At 53.6% G+C, this 18,350-nt stretch carries 11 protein-coding genes; 7 read left to right on the forward strand and 4 right to left on the reverse strand.

Annotation, left to right across the window (positions count from 1 at the left end):
- Positions 1-5: 5 nt before the first annotated feature.
- The 5 genes from TREPR_RS05535 to TREPR_RS05555 are packed head-to-tail and all read left to right on the forward strand — an operon-like array spanning position 6 to position 7,514.
- Positions 6-899 (forward strand): NAD(+)/NADH kinase, encoded by an 894-nt coding sequence (locus TREPR_RS05535; RefSeq protein ID WP_015707317.1) that lies wholly within the window; start codon positions 6-8, stop codon positions 897-899.
- Entirely contained in the window at positions 892-2,712 is a 1,821-nt protein-coding gene (gene recN / locus TREPR_RS05540) for a DNA repair protein RecN (RefSeq protein WP_015707318.1), read from the forward strand. The genes TREPR_RS05535 and recN overlap by 8 nt, the downstream gene beginning before the upstream one ends.
- A gap of 12 nt (positions 2,713-2,724) precedes the next feature.
- Positions 2,725-3,576: a hypothetical protein gene (locus tag TREPR_RS05545; protein ID WP_015707319.1), complete on the forward strand. Its 852-nt coding sequence runs from the start codon at positions 2,725-2,727 to the stop codon at positions 3,574-3,576.
- On the forward strand, positions 3,542-5,365 hold the full coding sequence (locus tag TREPR_RS05550) for an ABC transporter ATP-binding protein (RefSeq protein ID WP_015707320.1): 1,824 nt from the start codon (positions 3,542-3,544) through the stop codon (positions 5,363-5,365). Before TREPR_RS05545 ends, TREPR_RS05550 begins: the two co-directional genes overlap by 35 nt.
- Positions 5,358-7,514 carry an ABC transporter ATP-binding protein gene (locus TREPR_RS05555; RefSeq protein WP_015707321.1) on the forward strand — a complete coding sequence of 719 codons (2,157 nt, stop codon included), beginning with the start codon at positions 5,358-5,360 and terminating at the stop codon, positions 7,512-7,514. The genes TREPR_RS05550 and TREPR_RS05555 overlap by 8 nt, the downstream gene beginning before the upstream one ends.
- A 45-nt stretch (positions 7,515-7,559) precedes the next feature.
- On the opposite strand, the gene TREPR_RS05560 is transcribed toward TREPR_RS05555, so the two are convergent.
- Positions 7,560-7,847 (reverse strand): putative quinol monooxygenase, encoded by a 288-nt coding sequence (locus TREPR_RS05560; RefSeq protein ID WP_015707322.1) that lies wholly within the window; start codon positions 7,845-7,847, stop codon positions 7,560-7,562.
- 187 nt (positions 7,848-8,034) lie between these two features.
- On the opposite strand from TREPR_RS05560, the gene TREPR_RS05565 reads away from it, so the two are divergent.
- Positions 8,035-9,936, forward strand: coding sequence for a methyl-accepting chemotaxis protein (locus tag TREPR_RS05565; protein WP_015707323.1), 1,902 nt, complete (start codon positions 8,035-8,037; stop codon positions 9,934-9,936).
- Between the two features lie 65 nt (positions 9,937-10,001).
- Here TREPR_RS05565 and TREPR_RS05570 read toward each other — a convergent pair whose 3' ends face one another.
- Positions 10,002-12,821 carry an ankyrin repeat domain-containing protein gene (locus TREPR_RS05570; protein WP_148257239.1) on the reverse strand — a complete coding sequence of 940 codons (2,820 nt, stop codon included), beginning with the start codon at positions 12,819-12,821 and terminating at the stop codon, positions 10,002-10,004.
- Between the two features lie 63 nt (positions 12,822-12,884).
- On the reverse strand, positions 12,885-14,294 hold the full coding sequence (locus TREPR_RS05575; protein WP_041611475.1) for a tetratricopeptide repeat protein: 1,410 nt from the start codon (positions 14,292-14,294) through the stop codon (positions 12,885-12,887).
- Positions 14,295-14,509: 215 nt separating this feature from the next.
- Between TREPR_RS05575 and TREPR_RS05580 the strand changes: the two genes are divergently transcribed.
- On the forward strand, positions 14,510-15,436 hold the full coding sequence (locus tag TREPR_RS05580) for a PD-(D/E)XK nuclease family transposase (RefSeq protein ID WP_015707326.1): 927 nt from the start codon (positions 14,510-14,512) through the stop codon (positions 15,434-15,436).
- A 222-nt stretch (positions 15,437-15,658) separates the two neighbouring features.
- On the opposite strand, the gene TREPR_RS05585 is transcribed toward TREPR_RS05580, so the two are convergent.
- A complete protein-coding gene (locus TREPR_RS05585) occupies positions 15,659-18,307 on the reverse strand; it encodes a beta strand repeat-containing protein (protein WP_015707327.1) in 2,649 nt (882 codons plus the stop codon).
- Positions 18,308-18,350 lie beyond the last annotated feature (43 nt).

Here is an 18,350-nt window from a genome sequence, read left to right on the forward strand (position 1 = left end):
GTGGGATGGGTGAAATCAAACGGGCTTTGTTGATTATTAACCTTCACAAAGAGAACGCCCAATCTCTGGGACGGAAAATTGAGGCGGAACTTGGGCGTCGGGATATAGGGGTCCATTCTTTTTCCTTTGACGGGCAGGGTGATTTTAGCCCCGATGGGGAATATGCCTGCTGTTTCAGCCTGGGCGGGGATGGTACGGTCCTCTATGCCGCCCGGACCTTGGCGCAGTTGGGGGTTCCCATTTTACCGATAAACCTGGGGTCCCTGGGCTTCATCGCCGCGGTTCATCCCGATGAATGGCTGCAGGTCTTTGAGTCCTGGCTCCGGGGTGAGGCGGTTCTTTCGCGGCGGCTCATGCTGGATGTCTGGGTGGAACGGCAGGGTAAAATCATAGCCCGTGAAACCTGCCTGAACGATGCGGTGATTTCTGCCCTGGGGATCGCCAGGCTGATAAGCCTGGGGGTTGCAACGGAATTTTCTTCCGGGGATAAAACTAGCCGCATACACCTGGGGCACTACCGGTCCGACGGGCTCATCGTGGCCACCCCCACAGGCTCCACCGCCTACTCGGTGGCCGCCGGGGGGCCCATTCTGGACCCGGAACTGGCGGCGGTGATTATCAATCCTCTCTGCCCCTTTACCCTGTCCAACCGCCCCCTGGTGGTCCCGGCCAATGAAACGGTGATCGTGGAACTGGAAAACGAACAGCGCAGCGGTATCATCCTCACTGTGGACGGCCAGGTAACCGAGGCCCTGGAACCCCGGGACCGGATCTATATACACCGTGCCCCCCGGGACGCCCTGCTCATTGCTTCTGACCGGGAAGGCTTTTACAAAGCCCTGCGCACAAAGCTTAACTGGTCAGGGGGGAGTTTAACCGGCGGAGCGGGCAATGCTTGAAGAACTTAATGTCCGCAACTACGCCCTGATAGATACTCTTTCTGCTTCCTTTGAGAGGGGCCTCACTATCCTTACCGGGGAAACCGGGGCAGGGAAGTCCATCATCGTGGGGGCCTTAAGTTTTCTTTTGGGGGCCAAGGCGGACACCACAGTGATTCGTACCGGAAGCGAGGAAGCTTCAGTTTCTGCGGTGGTCTCCATCAGTGAAGGCAACCGGGATGTACTGACATGGCTGACGAGCAGGGATATTGAAGCCGAGGATCGGCGCATCATAGTCCGGCGGAGTATAAAAACTAACGGTCGATCTTCCATCTACATACAGGACGTACCGGTCACCCGGAACGATCTGGAAGAGTTTATGGCCCTGCTTTTCGATCTCCACGGCCAGCATTCCCACGAATCCCTGCTCCGCAAGGAAAGCCACCGTAAATTTTTGGATCGCTTTGCCGGCCTGGAAGAGGAAGCCGCCGCTTTTAACCGGATCTTTACGGACCTGGCGGATAAGCGGAAGGCCCTGGATGGCTTACTGTCCAATGAGCGGGACCGGGATGCCCGGCTGGAACTGCTCCGCTACGCTGTGGAGGAGATAGACAAGGCGGCGGTGAAAAGCGGGGAAAGCCGGGATCTGGAAATTGAGTCCCGGCGGCTTGCTTCTTTTGAAAAGCTGGCGGGCCACATGAATGCTGCTGGGGATGCTTTTTTTGACGGCGAAACCTCGGGTCTTGATCTGATCCGGCGGGCCCGGAGTTCTCTTGAAGCTGCCGCCGCCATAGACAGCGATCTAGGCGCCCTGCAGCAGCGTATGGCAGACCTTTATTACGAGGCGGAGGATTTGGCGGAGGAATTCCGGGGTTATAGGGACGGCCTCCGCGATGAGCCCGGGCGGCTTGAGGAAGTGGAGGAACGGCTTGCCCTGCTGTACCGGCTGCGGAAGAAGTACGGAAGCGCTGAAGCTGTACCCGAAGAGGATGGGATACTGGCCTATAAGGCTGAGGCTGAAGCTGAGATTGAAGCCCTGTCCAATGCGGGTGAAAACCGGGGAAAACTTTCCGCTGAGATTGCCCTGCTGGAAAAGGAGATTGCGCAGCGGGCCGCCGCCCTGGGTGAAAAAAGACGGGCCGCTTCGCTAAAGCTGGGGGAACGGATCACCGGCATACTCACGGGCCTGGGAATGCCCAATGCCCGCTTTGCGGTGGGGGTAAATCCCAAGGTGAGGGCAGCGGACCCGGAGGGCGAGGCGGCTAGGGGACAAGGGCGGCCAAGCAGCCAGCAATCCCTACCGGGGCGGCAGGCCTCTCTGGTTATCGGTCCCTGGGGGGCAGAGGATGTGGAATTCCTCATTTCCGCTAATACCGGGGAGCCCGTAAAGGACCTTTCCCGTATTGCCTCCGGGGGGGAGCTTTCCCGGGTTATGCTGGCCATCAAGACCGTACTTGCGGGGACGGATTCTTCAAGCGCTTCTTTTGGAAGTTCTGCTTCCAAAAGAAGCGCCGATTCCCAGGAAACCCTGGTCTTTGACGAGATTGACACCGGCATCGGAGGGGAGGTTGCCCTGGCTGTGGGGGAATACCTTTCCAAGATCGGAAAGATTAAACAGATTTTTTGCGTTACCCACCTTGCCAGCATCGCGGTTCGGGCGGATAATAATCTGAAGGTTGAGAAGAAAACCTCCGGTGGGCGGACGGCAACTTCCATTTCCATGCTGTCCGCCGATGCTCTGCGGAAGGAAATTGCCAGAATGCTGGCGGGGGATGCGGCCGGTACCGCGGCCTTGGCCCATGCGGATGAATTGCTCGCGAAGTACAGAAAGTAAGCGGGGGGTACCATGGCAAAGATCTCTACTATTGAGCGGCTCCGGTATCTGGAAAAAATTAAAACCTATAGTGAGAATGTTGAAACCCTGCTGCTCCGGGAAAAGGGAACCCTTACCCTCATACACCAGAAAAGTCAAGGGGCAGGTATGAGGCAGATTGCCCTGTCAGAAGATATGCTCAACCTGGCTTCCAACTACCTTATCATGAACGGTGTTTCCCAGGCGGTGCTGGGTATCAAAAACGAGGATGCCCTCAATGATGCCCGGAAGTCCCTCTACAAGAGCATGATTTACATAGAAGAGGCGGTGAGTAATTATGTGGATGCTCCTGTTTCGGATTACGAGGACAAGCTTAAGGAAATAGCGGAAATTGACGCCGCCGGGCGTTACCGGCTGATACGGAAAATGAGGCTCACCATCAGGCTCCTGGAAGACGCCTACGGGGATAACTCAAAATGGAAGTGGTCCTTCGTTGAGCTTGAGGGACGTTCTGCGGCGGTGGCAAAGAACATTTTTGATTTGAAAAAGGCCCGAATCAATACGGATCCCCGCTCGACCGACTATGAACCCACGGTATACCATCTGCGGCTGATAAAGGAACTGCTGGCCCAGGCAGCAGACCGGTACCGGGAAAAGTATGAGCTGTCCAGTAATAGTATTGAAGATTTTAAGATGGGGATCAATTTTCTTTCGGCTCTGCGGCGTATCCATGCTCTTTTGGGGGACCGGGACAAGATAGTACTGACAAAGAAAAAACTCGATATATGGACCGCCAAACTTGAAGCGGACATAAAACGGAATAGTGGAACCTTGCCAAAAAGAATGCAGGATGAAGGGGACGGCGACGACCAAGCAGAAGAATAGGGTTTCCCTGGGGGAATATAGGGCCATTCTGCCCTACCTGACCCGGTACCGCAAACAGTATATTCTGGGTTTCCTCTGCCTTATGATCGTTGATGCAGCGCAGGTGCTGATCCCCCAGTTTACCCGTCGGGCAGTGGATTTGATAGCTGCCGGGGGCGGGAGCGCTTCTGATCGGCGCAGTATTATTATTCTCTGTCTTTGTATGATTGGCGCCATGGCCCTGATTTCATCAGGCCGGTTCCTTTGGCGTTATTTTATTCACGGTTCTTCCCGGCGCATTGAAATGGAACTCCGGGACCGGCTCTTTGACCGGCTCCTTACCCTGTCCTATGATTTTTATCAGGAGAACAAGATTGGCGACCTCATGGCCAGGGCCACCAACGATGTGGGAGCGGTACGGAACGCCATAGGTATGGGCCTGGTCGCCCTGGTGGACGGCACTGTCCTGGCCGCAGCTATTCTGGTGATCGTTTTTATCCAGGATGCCCGGACTGCGTCCTTTGCGGTATTGCCCATACTCCCCATAACTGTGTTAATACTCCGCTTTGGCAATACTGTGGGAAAGCAATTCCACCAGGCTCAGGAAACCTACTCTGCTATGAGCGACACGGTTCAGGAAACCTTCGCCGGTATCCGGGTGGTTAAATCCTTTGTCAAGGAATGGTGGTTTGTAAAGAAATTCGCCGACACCAACGATGATTACCGGGACGCCAACATGGCCCTGGTCAAGACCTTCGGCCTCTTCTTTCCCTTCATAACTTTTTTGTCCGGGATTACTACCCTGATCCTGCTCCTGGTGGGGGGAGGCCGGGTGGTAGAAGGGCTCATGAGCCCTGGGGAACTGGTGGCCCTCTTCGGCTATCTCCAGATGCTCATCTGGCCCCTCATGGGCGCAGGGTTTATGGTAAATCTGATCCAGCGGGGTGCAGTGTCCCTGGGCCGGGTAAACGCGGTGCTGAACACCCAGCCTTCTATTGCCCCGCCTTCCTACCCGAAACGCCCGGATCCTAACCTAAGGGGGGACACGGAAATTGAAATCCGGAACCTGAGCTTTGCTTACAAAGATAAACCGGTTCTGGAGAATATCAGCCTGAAGGTAAGCCGGGGTTCCTGGGTGGGTATCCTGGGCCGGACAGGCTCCGGGAAATCTACCCTGCTTAAGGCCCTGACCCGTATGGTGGATCCACCGGAGGGAACAGTATTTGTGCGGGGTGTTGATGTGCGGGACTGGGACCCGGAGGAACTGCGCTCCCTCTTTGGGGTGACCCCTCAGGATAGTTACCTTTTTTCGGATTCCATCAAAAACAACATCGGCTACGGCCTGGAAGATGCCTCGGATTCCCGGATTCAGAGGAGCGTTGAACTTTCCGCACTGGACCGGGACCTGGCTGGTTTTACTCAGGGCCTGGATACCCTGGTAGGGGAGCGGGGGCTTACCCTGTCGGGAGGGCAGAAACAGCGGACCGCCATTTCCCGGGCGGTGATCATGGATACGGACTTCCTTATCCTGGACGATTCCCTTTCTGCGGTGGATGTGGAAACGGAAAAGCGGGTTCTTAGGGGGCTTTTGGAAGAACGGGAGCGGAAGCTTAAGGGGGGCGGTAGTTCTACTGCCATTATTGTTTCCCACCGGGTTTCTACCCTGGCCTACACAGACACGGTGTTGGTCCTGGATCAGGGCCGTATTACAGAAAGCGGTTCCCCCCGGGAACTTATATCCCGGGGCGGCTTCTACGCCAGGATGGCGGATCTGCAGCGGCTGGAACAGGGGGATCTGCCCAATGGGTGATTTTTTTGAAACCGAAGAAGTGGTAAAGGGTTACGACGGTACTATTATCAAACGCATACTCAGTTATGTTAAACCCTACCGTTTTCTGACCGTAATCATGTTCTTTGCCCTGGCCCTTTCCACCATTGGAGAACTGGCGCTTCCCATGATTCAGCAGCGCCTCATCGATGATGCGATACTGGCCCGTTTTCTTCTTCTCCGTATTCCCGTGGCCTTCACCGGAAATATGACGGTGGAAGCGCAGAAGTCCCTGGATGTACTCCGGCTTTCCCGGGGCAGTATTGCTGTGGGATCAGATCTTTTCGTACCCCAAAACCGGGACCGGAATATATCTTCCCGGGCGGAAGAGGAGCTGCGTTCCCTGGGGCTTCTGGGTGATGAACAGTGGTACGCCTTCACCCTGGAGCCGGCGGATCCTGCCCTGGCCCTTATCAGGGATCGCCGTGATCTGTTCCTTTTGGATGAACCTTCCGCGGGAAGCGCCGACCTTAGTCGGAACCCCGGAAGTACTGCCGCTATCAGGGTGGCAGACCTCTACGCCCTGTCCCTGGATGAAATCCGGCTGATACGGGGCCGCGATTTGGGCAGCATTTTCCGCACAGTTACGGAAATGTTGATCATCCTTGCCCTGGTCTTTGTGTGTACTTTTTGCCAGACCTGGAACGCATCTCTCATAGGCCAGCGGGCCATGAAGGATATGCGTCTGGCACTGTTCCAAAAAACTGCTTCTCAATCCACAGCGTTTCTGGCCCGGCACCCTGTAGGGAGGATCGTTACCCGGCTTACCGGGGACGTAGAAACACTGAACGAATTTTTTACTACCGTCCTGGTGGCCTTCCTCAAAGACTTCTCTGTTATGGCAGGTGTTCTGGTAACCCTCTTTATACTTTCCCCCAAACTGGCAGTGGTGGTCCTCCTGATTCTGCCTCCTGTGATGATCATCACCGCAGTGAGCCGGCTCAAGGCCCGGGACGCCTTTCGCCGGCAGCGGGTAGCCTCCTCTCGGGTAAACTCCTATCTTTCGGAACGTATCTCCGGGATCCAGGTGGTACAGCTCTTCAGGGGTGAAAAGAAAAGCAACCGGGAATTTTCAGAGCGAAATAAGGAACTCCTGGACGCCAACCTGGGGGAGATGTTTGTCTTCGCCACTTTTCGGCCATTGGTAGAATTTTTGTCCACAGTAACGGTGGCGGCAGTTATCGTGGTGGGAGCCAATATGGTTTTCAGCCTCTCCCTTTCCCTGGGGGTGCTTATCGCCTTTATCAATCTGGTGTCTATGTTCTATTCGCCGGTGATGGATATTTCGGAAAAGTATACCCTGCTCCAGTCTGCTATGGCCGGGGGTGAGCGGGTTTTTAAGCTTTTGGATACCGAAGAGCACATCAGTGATACCGGAACTGTATCTGTGGAAGGTTCGGTCAGAGGGGATATTGCTTTTGAGAATGTCCGGTTCTCCTATAAGGAAGGTGATCCCATACTGAAGGATCTTAGCTTTTCTGTCAAAGCTGGTGAGATGATAGCCATTGTGGGCTATACCGGGGCGGGGAAGACCACCATTACTAACGTTCTTGCCCGGCTCTGGGATATTGATTCCGGGCGCATTACCCTGGATGGCATTCCTGTGACCGAGATCCCGTTACAGGAACTGCGCCGCTCGGTGCTTCCGGTATTACAGGACGTGTTCCTCTTTTCCGGCACCGTGGCGGATAATATACGCCTGGGCTCTCCCCTGACTGATGCACAGGTAGAGGACGCCGCCCGGGCGGTTCATGCCCACGAATTTATCACCCGGCTCAGCGAGGGCTATCAAACCAAACTTTCCGAGGGGGCCGCCAATATCTCTTCGGGCCAGCGGCAGCTCATCAGCTTTGCCCGGGTCATTGCCCACAACCCGGCGGTGGTGATTTTGGATGAGGCCACCAGTTCCATTGATACCGAGACGGAGCACCTTATCCAGATGGGACTCCAGCGGGTACTGGCAAACCGCACATCAATTGTAATCGCCCACCGGCTCTCCACCATACGACATGCAAACCGCATCCTGGTACTTTCCGGAGGCCGCCTGGTGGAGCAGGGCTCTCACCAGGAACTAATTGATCATAACGGGCTTTATGCAGGGCTGTATCGATTACAGTACGAAGGGGAGTGAGGAGTGTTACGGCCCACAATCCGGGCCCGTAACACCGGTCTCAAATCATTTAAATTCTTCTAATAATTGTATGGTCATATCTTTGGTTTTGAACTTGCCGATTTGGGGGATAATCCTGGTGAAATGCTCAGAGGCCATGTGTTTATCCAGGACGGCTTGATTTTCCCATTCCTCGATAAAAATATAAACCCCTTTTTCATCCGGTTTTTTAAAAAGCCGGTATTCGATGCAGCCACTTTCTTTGCGGGTTGCCGCGATGAGTTCACGAAAAAGCGGATTAAATGCTTCCTCTTGTTCCTGTTTGAGGTAGTTTGTTGCGATTACTTTGATCATTTTTTTCTCCTTTACTAAAACTAGCATATTTTTTATACACTCGTCAATGATCTTTTACCTGGGACCGATAATTTCCGGTTTATGATACAGAGCTGGACCGAAAAATTAATCGTAATCAGTACATTTGCCCAGGAAGATGGTTGTTATAAATATGGATTTTGTGTAGTATAAAATGAAGAGGAATTTTATGAACAATAAAAAAACCGTTTTTATCCTGACCATGGGCATTTGCTGCGTGCTGTCATCGGCGTTGATTTTTTTGATTACTTTTTTTATGGGCGACCTGGATACCCCACTGGGACAAACCATATTGGGCCTGGTCCTGCCCCTGGTGCTCTATCCGGCCCTGACCATCGCCGCCCTTTTTCCCAAGGCCAGCCTCTTCGGGGATCAAAATTTTACTGCCCTGAAGAAAATCCCCTCGGGAACCAACAATAAGGCGGATAACGAATCCTATAAAAAAAACCTGAAAAAATTGGGCAGTTTGCCCCTGGCTGTTTTCGGTATTAATATCCTTGTCAGCCTGGTATTCCTGCTGATTATTTATTCCCGGCATGATGCGGTGGGGGTTTCCACGGCTCTCCTGAATCCCCTGTTTCTCCTCTGCCTTTCCACGGCCATGTTTGTTTCCGCCTTCGCCTATGTGCTGTCCGACAGCCTGGTATCCAAAACCTTTTCGTCCTATAACCTTATTTCCTATCCCCGGGACCTGCGGGAAGGCCGGATGAGCGTGAAGATGCTTATCATTCCCATGGCGATATTGGTGATTGCCCTGCTCTTTGAACTGGGCCTGACCGTCTATTCGGCGGTAGTTTCCGGAAAGCCCATGACGGAAATGAATGATGCGGCGGACTGGACCGTGTCCCTAATCCTTACGGTTCCCTTTGTGGTGGGCGTTGCCGCTCTTGCGCTGGCGCTGAAAAAAAATACCGCTTCCCTTTTTGCTTCGGTTATTGCCCAGTTGGAAAACCTTTCCTCGGAGAAAAGGGACCTTACCCGGCGGATTTCAATCTGTTCCGTGGATGAGCTGGGGACCATTTCCGGTATGGTAAACAGTTTTACTGAGAACATGGAAAACGGTATGCGGGAGATAAAAAATGGCCAGCACAGCCTGTCCGCCTCGGGGGTGGAATTGGGGCAGAACGCACAAAGCATGGTCGAATCGGTGGCCCGCATCCAGGGGGGCATTGAACAGGTCCGGGAAAAGGCGGACCGGCAGATGCGCAGCGTTTCAGAGTCCTCCAGCGCCATACAGGAGATTGCCAAAAACATTGAGTCCCTGGATAGTTCCATATCCCATCAAACTGAAAGTATGAACCAGGCTTCCGCCGCGGTAGAGGAAATGGTGGGCAATATCAAATCTATCGGCTCCATGGTAGAAAAGATGCAGGGTCAGTTCGGGACCGTAAATACCGCCGCTGTGGAGGGCGGGAAGATACAGCAGGAGAGCGCTGCCAAGGTGCAGGAAATTGTGCAGGAGTCTCAGTCCCTTCTGGAGGCGAATAAAATTATTGCCACCATTGCTGCCCAGACAAACCTCTTGGCCATGAACGCCGCCATCGAAGCCGCCCATGCAGGGGAGGCCGGCCGGGGTTTTGCGGTGGTAGCCGATGAAATCCGCAAGCTGGCGGAAAATTCTGCCCATGAATCTCAGCGGATCAGCGCGGAACTTAAACAGATTAGCGGGACCATTGACGGTATTGTTAAGGGAACCCGGGCTTCCGAGGAGGCCTTTACGGTTGTTGCTGAGCGGGTGGGGGACACGGAAACATTGATTTATGAGGTAAGCAACGCCGTCCGGGAACAGCAGACCGGGGCCGATCAGGTACTGGGAGCCCTTAAAACCATGAAGGATATCAGCTACGAAGTCAGTACCGGTTCCAAGGAGATGAATGAGGGCAACGCATCCATGCTTTCGGAGATGACAAAACTGCAAAGCGATTCCCGGGAAATATTTTCAGGCATGGAAGAGATGGTCACCGGTATGGCGGACATAAATTCCGGCGCACAGAAAGTTTCCACCTTGGCGGAGGGTAATCAGGAGACTGTTAAAGCTATTACCCTTGTGGCCGACGGGTTTGAGGTGTAGCGCAGTCTTGAGGAGCACAAAAAAACCGCAGGTTACCCTGCGGTTTTTTTGTGCCTATCCAGCCACTAACTGTTCAGCAATGCTGCGATATCCGAGCGGCGCCATTTAATCGCCACATCCGCAGGACTTTCGGAGGAGATGTTCCGTATGGTCTTGTTGGCCCCCAGATCGATGAGCAAGGAGATAAGATCCGGCGTGCCCGTATGGGCGGCGTAGTGCAGGATGGTATTGCCCGTGGGGTCCTTGGCGGCTATGGCGTTGCCACTGAACAGGGCGTTGATTGCCGGGCGGCCCTTGATAAGGGCGACTTCTGCGGGGGTTTTCCCGTCACCGGCCACGGTAAAGACGTTGGATCCCGCATCGGCCAGAAGTTTTGCCTGCTCCCACTTTTCCTGTTCCAGAGCCAGCCTGAGGGGGGTATACCCGTCGGCATCGATGGAAGAGACCCGACCGCCCATGTCAATGATGGTTTTTATTACTTCCGCCGGGGCGCTTGACAGTATTGCTATGTGCAAGGGGGTGTGGCCGTCATCATCCGGCGCCAGGAGCCAGTCTCTGGTCAGGAGGGCGGACACCATACGGGGAGAAGTGATCAGAGCTACCTGGAAGGGGGTTGTCCCCAGGATGTTTTTCGCATGGATCTTGGCGCCCATGTTGAGGAGCAGGACAACAAGGTCAGTGCGGTCCTGGGCCACCGCTATATGGAGCGGGGTATCCCCCCGGTTGTTTCTGATATTGGGATCCGCCCTGATGTCCGCCAGCCGTTCTGCGGAGGCGCCGGAGCCGGCGATGATGGCTTCCATGAAGGGGGTATTCCCCTCGTTATCCCGGGCCTCCAGGTCTGCGCCGTTTCCTATGAGCAGGGTTTCCATCCTCACTATGCCCCAGCGTATAGAATCGTGGAGCGGGGTCTTCCCATTTAGGGCATGGGCGTTGATGTTCGCCGCTTTTGCGATCAGGGTCTGGGCGGCGTTAACTGAATTCCAGCGTACAGCCGCATGGAGGCAGTTGTTCCCCTGAGAATCCCGGAAATCGATCTGGGCCCCTGCGGCGAGCAGCACTATTACGGTGCTCCGGGAATCTTCCTTAACCGCCTTAAATAGGGGCGGTTCTCCCATGGCGTTGGGAATGTTGGGGTTCATACCCTTCTGGATCATCAGGGGGATATGGTCGTCCAGTTTCCACTGGGCCGCATAGTGAAGGATCGTATTCCCCGCACCATCCCGTGCAGTAACGGTGGTGGGGTTGATGATCCATTCCCGTACTTTTCCCGGGGGAATCTTCTCGGGGAAACTCAGGTAGAGGGGGCTTTCCCCCCTGGCATTGTTGGCGAATATATCCGCTCCCCGGCTTATCAGTAATTCTCCGCTTTCCTGTAGATCCTGGCGGACCGTAATATGGAGGCTGGTGTCTCCTTCTTTATTCCTGGCGTTAACCAGGGCTTTCTTATCAAGCATGAGCACCAGGATGTCCGCTCTTGCCTCCGCCTTTACTGCAATATGAAGGGCGGTGTTTCCGGTGCTGTCGCTCTGGGCCATGGTTTCTTCGGTGATCAGGAAAGGCAGGGCCTCCCCATCGTTCCTCAGGGCAATATCCAGGGGAGTAATGCCGGCGTTATCCGCAGCAAAGATATCCGATTTATACTGAAGCAGTATAGGAATACTGTTGAGACGGTTTTCCTGCACCGCCAGGTAGAGGGGAGTTTTGCCTTCGATATTCCGGAAGCTTACATCCGCCCCGCTTGCCAACAGTACTCCTGTTATGGATGGGTCCCGGTTCAGGGTTATCAGTATATGCAGGGGTGAATCCCCGTGTTCATCCCGGAGATTAGGATCCGCCCCATTGAGGATGAGCAGGCTCAGGGCCGCCTGGTGGCTTTCCAGGGGGACGCCGATGTGCATGGGGGTATTCCCCTTGCCGTCCCGGGCATTCACATCCGCCCCATTGCGGATGAGTAAATCCATGATCCCCGTCTGACCTCCCCGGGCCGCTTCATGGAGGGGGGTAGTGCCGGCGGCATTTTTAACATTGATATCCGCCCGCTTGTCCAGGAGGAATTCCACCAGGCCGACATAGCCCTCTCCGGCGGCATAATGCAGTGGGGTAATGCCGTCTCCGATGCGGGTGTTGTAGTTGGAACTACGCACTGCCGGAGCCAGGTAGGTATAGATGGGATTGGCAGAAACCGCGCCGGCGAGGATCAGTTTTTCTGCTGTTTCCATGTGCTCTTTAGAATTTGTTTCAGCCAGCGCCAGGTCCAGGGCGGTCTTCCCTTGTTTGTCAGTTTTTTTCAGGTTCCTGTCCGCCCCCAGAATGATCTCCGCCGATGAAGCGTTCCCCGCTATGGCAGCCAGGTGCAACAGATTTCTTCCATTGTCGTCCACGGTTTCTAAAGTGGTAGGGGTCAGGATAGCTTTAAGAAATTCCCCCCCAATGGCAATGGCCCGTACCGCCGGGGTTTGCCGTCTTGGCTGGGGATGATGAATATTAGCGCCCCCGTCGATGAGCATCCGGGCTATTGTGCCGTCACGGTGCTCTGTGGCGATGGACAGGGGGGTATAGTTCTGGTTGTCCAGCAGATCCGGTTTCGCGCCCAGGGCAATAAAAAAGGCTGCCCATTCGGAGGCGCCGGTCTCCGCGGCGATATGCAGGGGGGTGCGCCCCTGGGGATCCGTGGAGTTAAGGTTAGTCCGGCCCTGGAAGTGCTGTTGGGCCTGGGCAAAATCACCCTTTTCCAGCAGGGTCCAGACATCATCTTCCACCTCCTCAACCGGAGGCGGAGGAGCGGGCGGGGGCGGGCTGGCGCAGGCTGCGACAAGCAGGAACGCGAGGCTGACAAGGAGCGCCAGCTTAAAAGTACAATTCGCACTATTCGTTTTCATCATAATACCTATGATATCGACAGAAATTAGGTGTTTTAACAGGGATAATTTTGGCGGAAGGCGCGGCTATTTCTTTTTCTGAGCCCCTGCAGGGGTCGCGGCGGCTTTAAGGTCCACATTGTTCAGGATCGCGGAAAGGCGGTCCTTTTCTATCAGATCTATGAGCCGGGCCTCGGTAAAGCGTTTGGCCTCTTCTGTAAAATTGCCCACCGTGACACAGATACCCTTACCGGCCTTCACTTCCTTAAGGTGGGAGTGGAAATCCCGCATGATAAGCTCCCCCACTGAGCCCGGGGATCTGATAAAACGGAACATCACGATATCGGACCACTTGGGGGTGTCCACCTCCGCCTGGATATCCGCCCATTCGTTTTTATTGACCGAAATATTGGTGATCTTTGTTTTTGCCTTTTGGTAAAAGGTCATTACTATCTTACGGCAAAGGGCGACAAAATCCGCCGAAGGGGCCATGAGGAAAATTTGCAAATTCCTGTTGGCGTTCAATTCCTGGTACTTCCCGATCAGCAGAGGTACATCTTTATAGGAGGCATTCTGGTTTTGGATAGCCTTGAGGTGCCCCAGAGCTTTGCCGATTTCCTGCTTTTTCAGGTAGACCGTGGCAAGCCGGTACTTCAATTCCAGCAAAATATCAGGTTTGATGTTTTCATGCTTCAGCCCAATCTCAAAATCCTGGATAGCCTTTTCTTCCTGGTGCTGGTTCATGTTGATGGTCCCCGCAAAGAGGCTGGCAGAGGGGCCCAGAACCGGATCGGGCCTGAGATGGCTGAAGATTTTCAAAGCCTGATCCACCTGGTTAGCATCATAGTAACATTCCGCCAGGGTATAGAGGGAATCCTTGTCATCCGGGGCTATCTCAATAGCCTTACGTATGAAGTTCATCGCCTCCTTGTACTTTTTTAACTTAAAAAAAGAATGACCGATATAACGGAGGGTAGCGGGATTTTCCGGGTCTTGGGTGCGGGCCTGCTGGAGAAGCTGGATAGCTTTTTCGTAATTTTTTTTCTGAAATTCCAGGTACCCCAGATTAAAATTAACCTCAAAATTACCCTGATTGAGGTTACGGGCCGTGGTGAGCCCCTTGTACGCCTCATCGATCATCCCCAGCTTTAAGGCAGATACACCGTAGCGGAGATTTGCTTCAAATTCATTGATATCCGGCTTTGCCCCAACCATTTCTACCAGGGCCTGGTAGGTTTTAAAGGCATTATCCCAGGCTTCTTCCCGGTAATATAGATCCCCCATGGCACTCAGAGCCTGGACATCCTGGGGGTTTTGCGCCAGCCTTTTGTTGGCGTCCTTAAGGATGGACTCCCTGCCCTTGGTTCTTTTCCCCGGTTTGCCCCCTGAGTCATCCACCCCACCTATCTCTTTGGTCCGGGTCATTATGGTTATGGCAACAAAAACCCCGAGGATAAGTAGAACTACCACGCCAAGAATCGGAAGAAATCCACCCATGACATGATTATCGGTAAAAACCGCACATTTCTCAAGGAGGCCTTCTATATAGAGCAATTTTTACTTATGATTAGCTGTATTAGCGCCGTTTACTCTCCATCTCCATGGTAAATCTCTCTGATAAATCCTGCGCAGGCTGGCGTCGTAAAAAAAAACAATTCATTAAAGCAAAATCCCTCCTTATCCCCCTAACCCCCTCTATAAGGAGAATTTTTATGAACAATCAAGAATCCGACACCTTCACCGTAATCCCCGCTGACAAAAAGCGGGTACAGCTCAAAGCGGAAGACGATCTCCTGGATATCTCCCAGGACCCGATCTTCAAAGCCGTGCTTACCCAGGACACACCCGCCTCCCGAAACGCCCTCCGCTTCCTCGTTTCCGCCGCCATCGGGCAGCCGGTCACTATCATTTCCGTTTCTACCAACGAACCCCCGGTCAGGGGAATCCGGGACCGGCAGCTCCGGTACGACATTTCCGTCAAATTTAACGACGGCAGCCTGGGCGACATCGAAATGACCGTGTACCCTGATGTCTATGAACATTTCAGGCAGGAATACTACCTCGCCCGGCTTTTTACTACCCAGGATATCAAAGGTACCGAGCTCGGCTATAGGAATTTGAAGCCCACCTGGCAGATATCCCTTCTGGGGGAAAATATCCATGCTGACAACGCCCTGGTTCACCAGTTCCGGTACTATGACAAGGAAAATAACTTGCCATTCCGGGGGCTGACCTCTATAATAGATATCGAGCTGCCAAAGGCGGAACAGTTCCTGGAAAAACCGGTCTCAGAGATGGCGCCCATAGAACGCTGGGCGGTATTTTTTCGGTATAGCCAGGACCCGACGCGGCGGGCTTTGATCAATGAAATACTGGACCAGGAGGAAGGGATACAAATGGCGACGGAAGAACTCTTATTGATAAGCGAGGACGAAAACAGGCGGTTTCAGCTTGAACATGAGCTTAAGAATTTCCTGGATATAAAGTGCGGGATGGTAGACGCCAGATGGGAAGGGTATAAACAGGCTAAAGAAGAATATGCAGGAATAATCCAGGAGAAGGATGCGGCGATCCAGGCGGTGCTTCAGGAGAAGGATCGGGAAATAGCGGAACTCAGGGCAAAGCTCGGTAGGCCGTAACTTATTCGGCAAGTTCCTGCGGAACTTGCTTCGTGGTGAAATTCTTCTTCTGCTTGTTATGATTCAAGTGTAACCATCAAATTTGACATAAACGACGAAACACCGCGACGGGGTTTTGGGATATCTTTGCGTCGTGGCGCCGGGCGCTATTTTTCTGCGCCAAAAAAAGCCCTCCCTGCGTTGTGCGGGGAGGGCCGATTTAACGGTACGTTTGCGGGGCTGTTAGATGCCGGTTGCAACCGTTACTGAGCTAATCTTTAGATCATCATCGCTAGTGGGGCCTGTTATGGTGTTATTGGCGGCGGCGCCGGTAATCCTGGTTAAGGTACCGGAACCACTTGCTGAAGAGTTTCCTGTTAAGCCAGTGTCAACAGCTATGCCATTGGTGCCATCCCCCAATGCAGTTTTAAGAGCTGCATTACTAAGCGTACCAGTTGCAGCGCCAGTGCCAAAGTACAGTATGGATGTAGGATCCAGGGTAACGGTGGCTGCGGGGCTTGCCGTTTTGAGCACCAGGGAGCCTTTATCAGCAAAGTTAATAGCAGTAACTTCGTTGCTATCACCCTCTACAACATAAAGGTAATCCGAGGCGTCACCTGCCTGGGTTATTGCTGCGCCGGCTTCTATTGCCGTTAATGTCGCATCGTCTTCATGAGCTTGAATGCCCGTAACGTTGTAAGTATCGGTATAAGATATGGCGATAGCTCCTCCTGCTGCTCCAACTCCCTGCCATTGGCCGGTAATGGTGGTAGAACCTGCAAGAAGCTTCCCAGTCCCTTTGAGTATTGCACCCTTAGTACCAGTACCCGCCCCTAACGCTAAAGCGCCGCCGTCATTAATATTGACTAGCGCTGCATTGGTGAGGCTTTTTCCCGGTTGAATAATGAGAGGGCTCTCAAGATTGAGGGTTCCGTTGATGGTAATGTTCCCATCAGGGGAAGAATAATCCGCCGGAGTCACATTCGTACTTTTAATCGTAAGGCTTTTCCCAGCAGCTATGGTAAGGTTAGTCCCGGCGCCACCTGCTTTGATATGATCGATGGAAAGGTCTTGAATGCCCAGGAGCTTGCTTATTACAGTGGATTGATGGCCTTCCGTGAAGGTGGCCTCGAGGGTGCCGTTTCCGCTTGCGGTAAGCCCGCTGGCGGTAAATGTGCCTTCTGGGGCAGTGAAGGTCCCGGCTACGGTGAGTTTCGTAAGCTTTTCAAAGGTGCTGATGGCGGCAGTGAAGGTCCCGTCTACGGTAAGTTTCGTAAGTTTTTCAAAGGTGCCGGCAGGGGCGGTGAAGGGCTGCTTCACGGTGAGTTCTGTAAGCTTTTCAAAGGTGCCGGCGGTGGCAGTGAAGGCCCCGTCTACGGTGAGTTTCGTAAGCTTTGCAAAGGTACCACTGGCAGCGTTGAAGGTTCCGTTCACGGTGAGGTCTGTAAGGGCCGCAAATACTGCGCCGGTGGTATCAACATCAATGGTGACACCTGCGGGTATTGTCAGGGTCGTTGCCCCAAAGTCTGCGACTTCATTATAGGTAACGCTGGAGCCGGTCACGAGTTTTGCCAGGTTGGCCGTGTTAAGGGCAAAGTAGTTATTATTTCCTGCCGTCGCCGCTGTGGCAAGGTCACCCTTCAGTTTTGCGTTGCCTACAATAGCGAGGGTATCGGTGAGAGTGATAGTGGCGGCGTTTGCTAAGACAAAGGTATTTCCTTCCAGCTCACTCACTTTGAAAGCGGGGTTGACGGCGCCTAAGGTAAGTTTATTGGCTGGAACTGCTGCGGCAAAAGACGTAAGGGCAGCGCCATATACGCCGTTAGCAGCAACGAAACCGCTTATGCTGTCTACCTGAAGACTGGTTGCATTTGCAATGGATACGTCCTGGTTGTTCCCAATTATGGCGCTAAGTTTTAAGGGGACAGGGGCGCCGGTGGTGGCAGGACCGGGGATGGTAAGGGTGGTCGCGCCGGTTGCCGCGCTGAAGTCCAGGGTTGCATCGGATACATCGAAATTGCCGGCTAGTGCAAGAGCTGTGCCGGTGGCGAGTTTAAGCGTGCCCTTTACAACCACGCCCGGGTCAGTAGCACTACCTCCGGTAATCGCAATGCCACTGGGAACGGTAACAATCGCGTCTTTGCCTATAATAAGCTTGCCACCGGAAGTAGTGTTGATTGAACTGACAGTATTTGTGCCGATGAGGGTCACCGTTTTTCCTGCGCGGATTTCAGTGGCTGCAAGCGCGGTACCAGCGTTGGTGATAACCAGGTCATCACCAGTCCCGGGACTATTATCCCAGTAATCGGCTATGTTTGTACTAGTTATTGGTGTTGTTCCGCCCAGGACTTTTTTGGCACTCCCGGCAAATGAAACGCCGGACGGCGATGTAAACTGGCCTATATCGTATATTATAATGCCCGTGCCGTTGGAAAATCCGCCTGGCTGAAAAGCTAAAGTGCCGCCTGCGCCTGTGTAGGCATTAAACACGGCGCCTTCTCTTATTTTGAGGTCGCCATAGACGTTAAGGGTTCCGCCGCTCAGAACCACTGGGTTGCCTATCACCTCAAGGGTGCGGCCTGCCGGTACTTCACCTTCAACGTCTGTCACCGAGCTTGCAAGGTAGACATTGCCTCCGTAGGTGGTGCCTGCGCGGTATTTTTCACCTTTTGTAATCTCAAATGCCGCTGCAAGGTCCGCTGCTCTTACAATGGGGCCCGTAAGGAATGCCGGGCCTAAAATGGTATCCCCTTCTGCGCCGGGTTCGCCCGCCGTGCCGCTTATGCCGTTTATACCGCTTGTGCCGTCAGCCGGACTTTCGCAGCTGATGATAAAGCATGACAGCGTAAAGACGCTAATCATGACCAGAATAGAAATCTTTTTCAAATTCATATATATTCTCCCTTATAACTTGTCTGTTCACACAGACCATATA

It is taken from the genome of Treponema primitia ZAS-2 (genome assembly GCF_000214375.1).
Taxonomy (GTDB): domain Bacteria; phylum Spirochaetota; class Spirochaetia; order Treponematales; family Breznakiellaceae; genus Termitinema; species Termitinema primitia.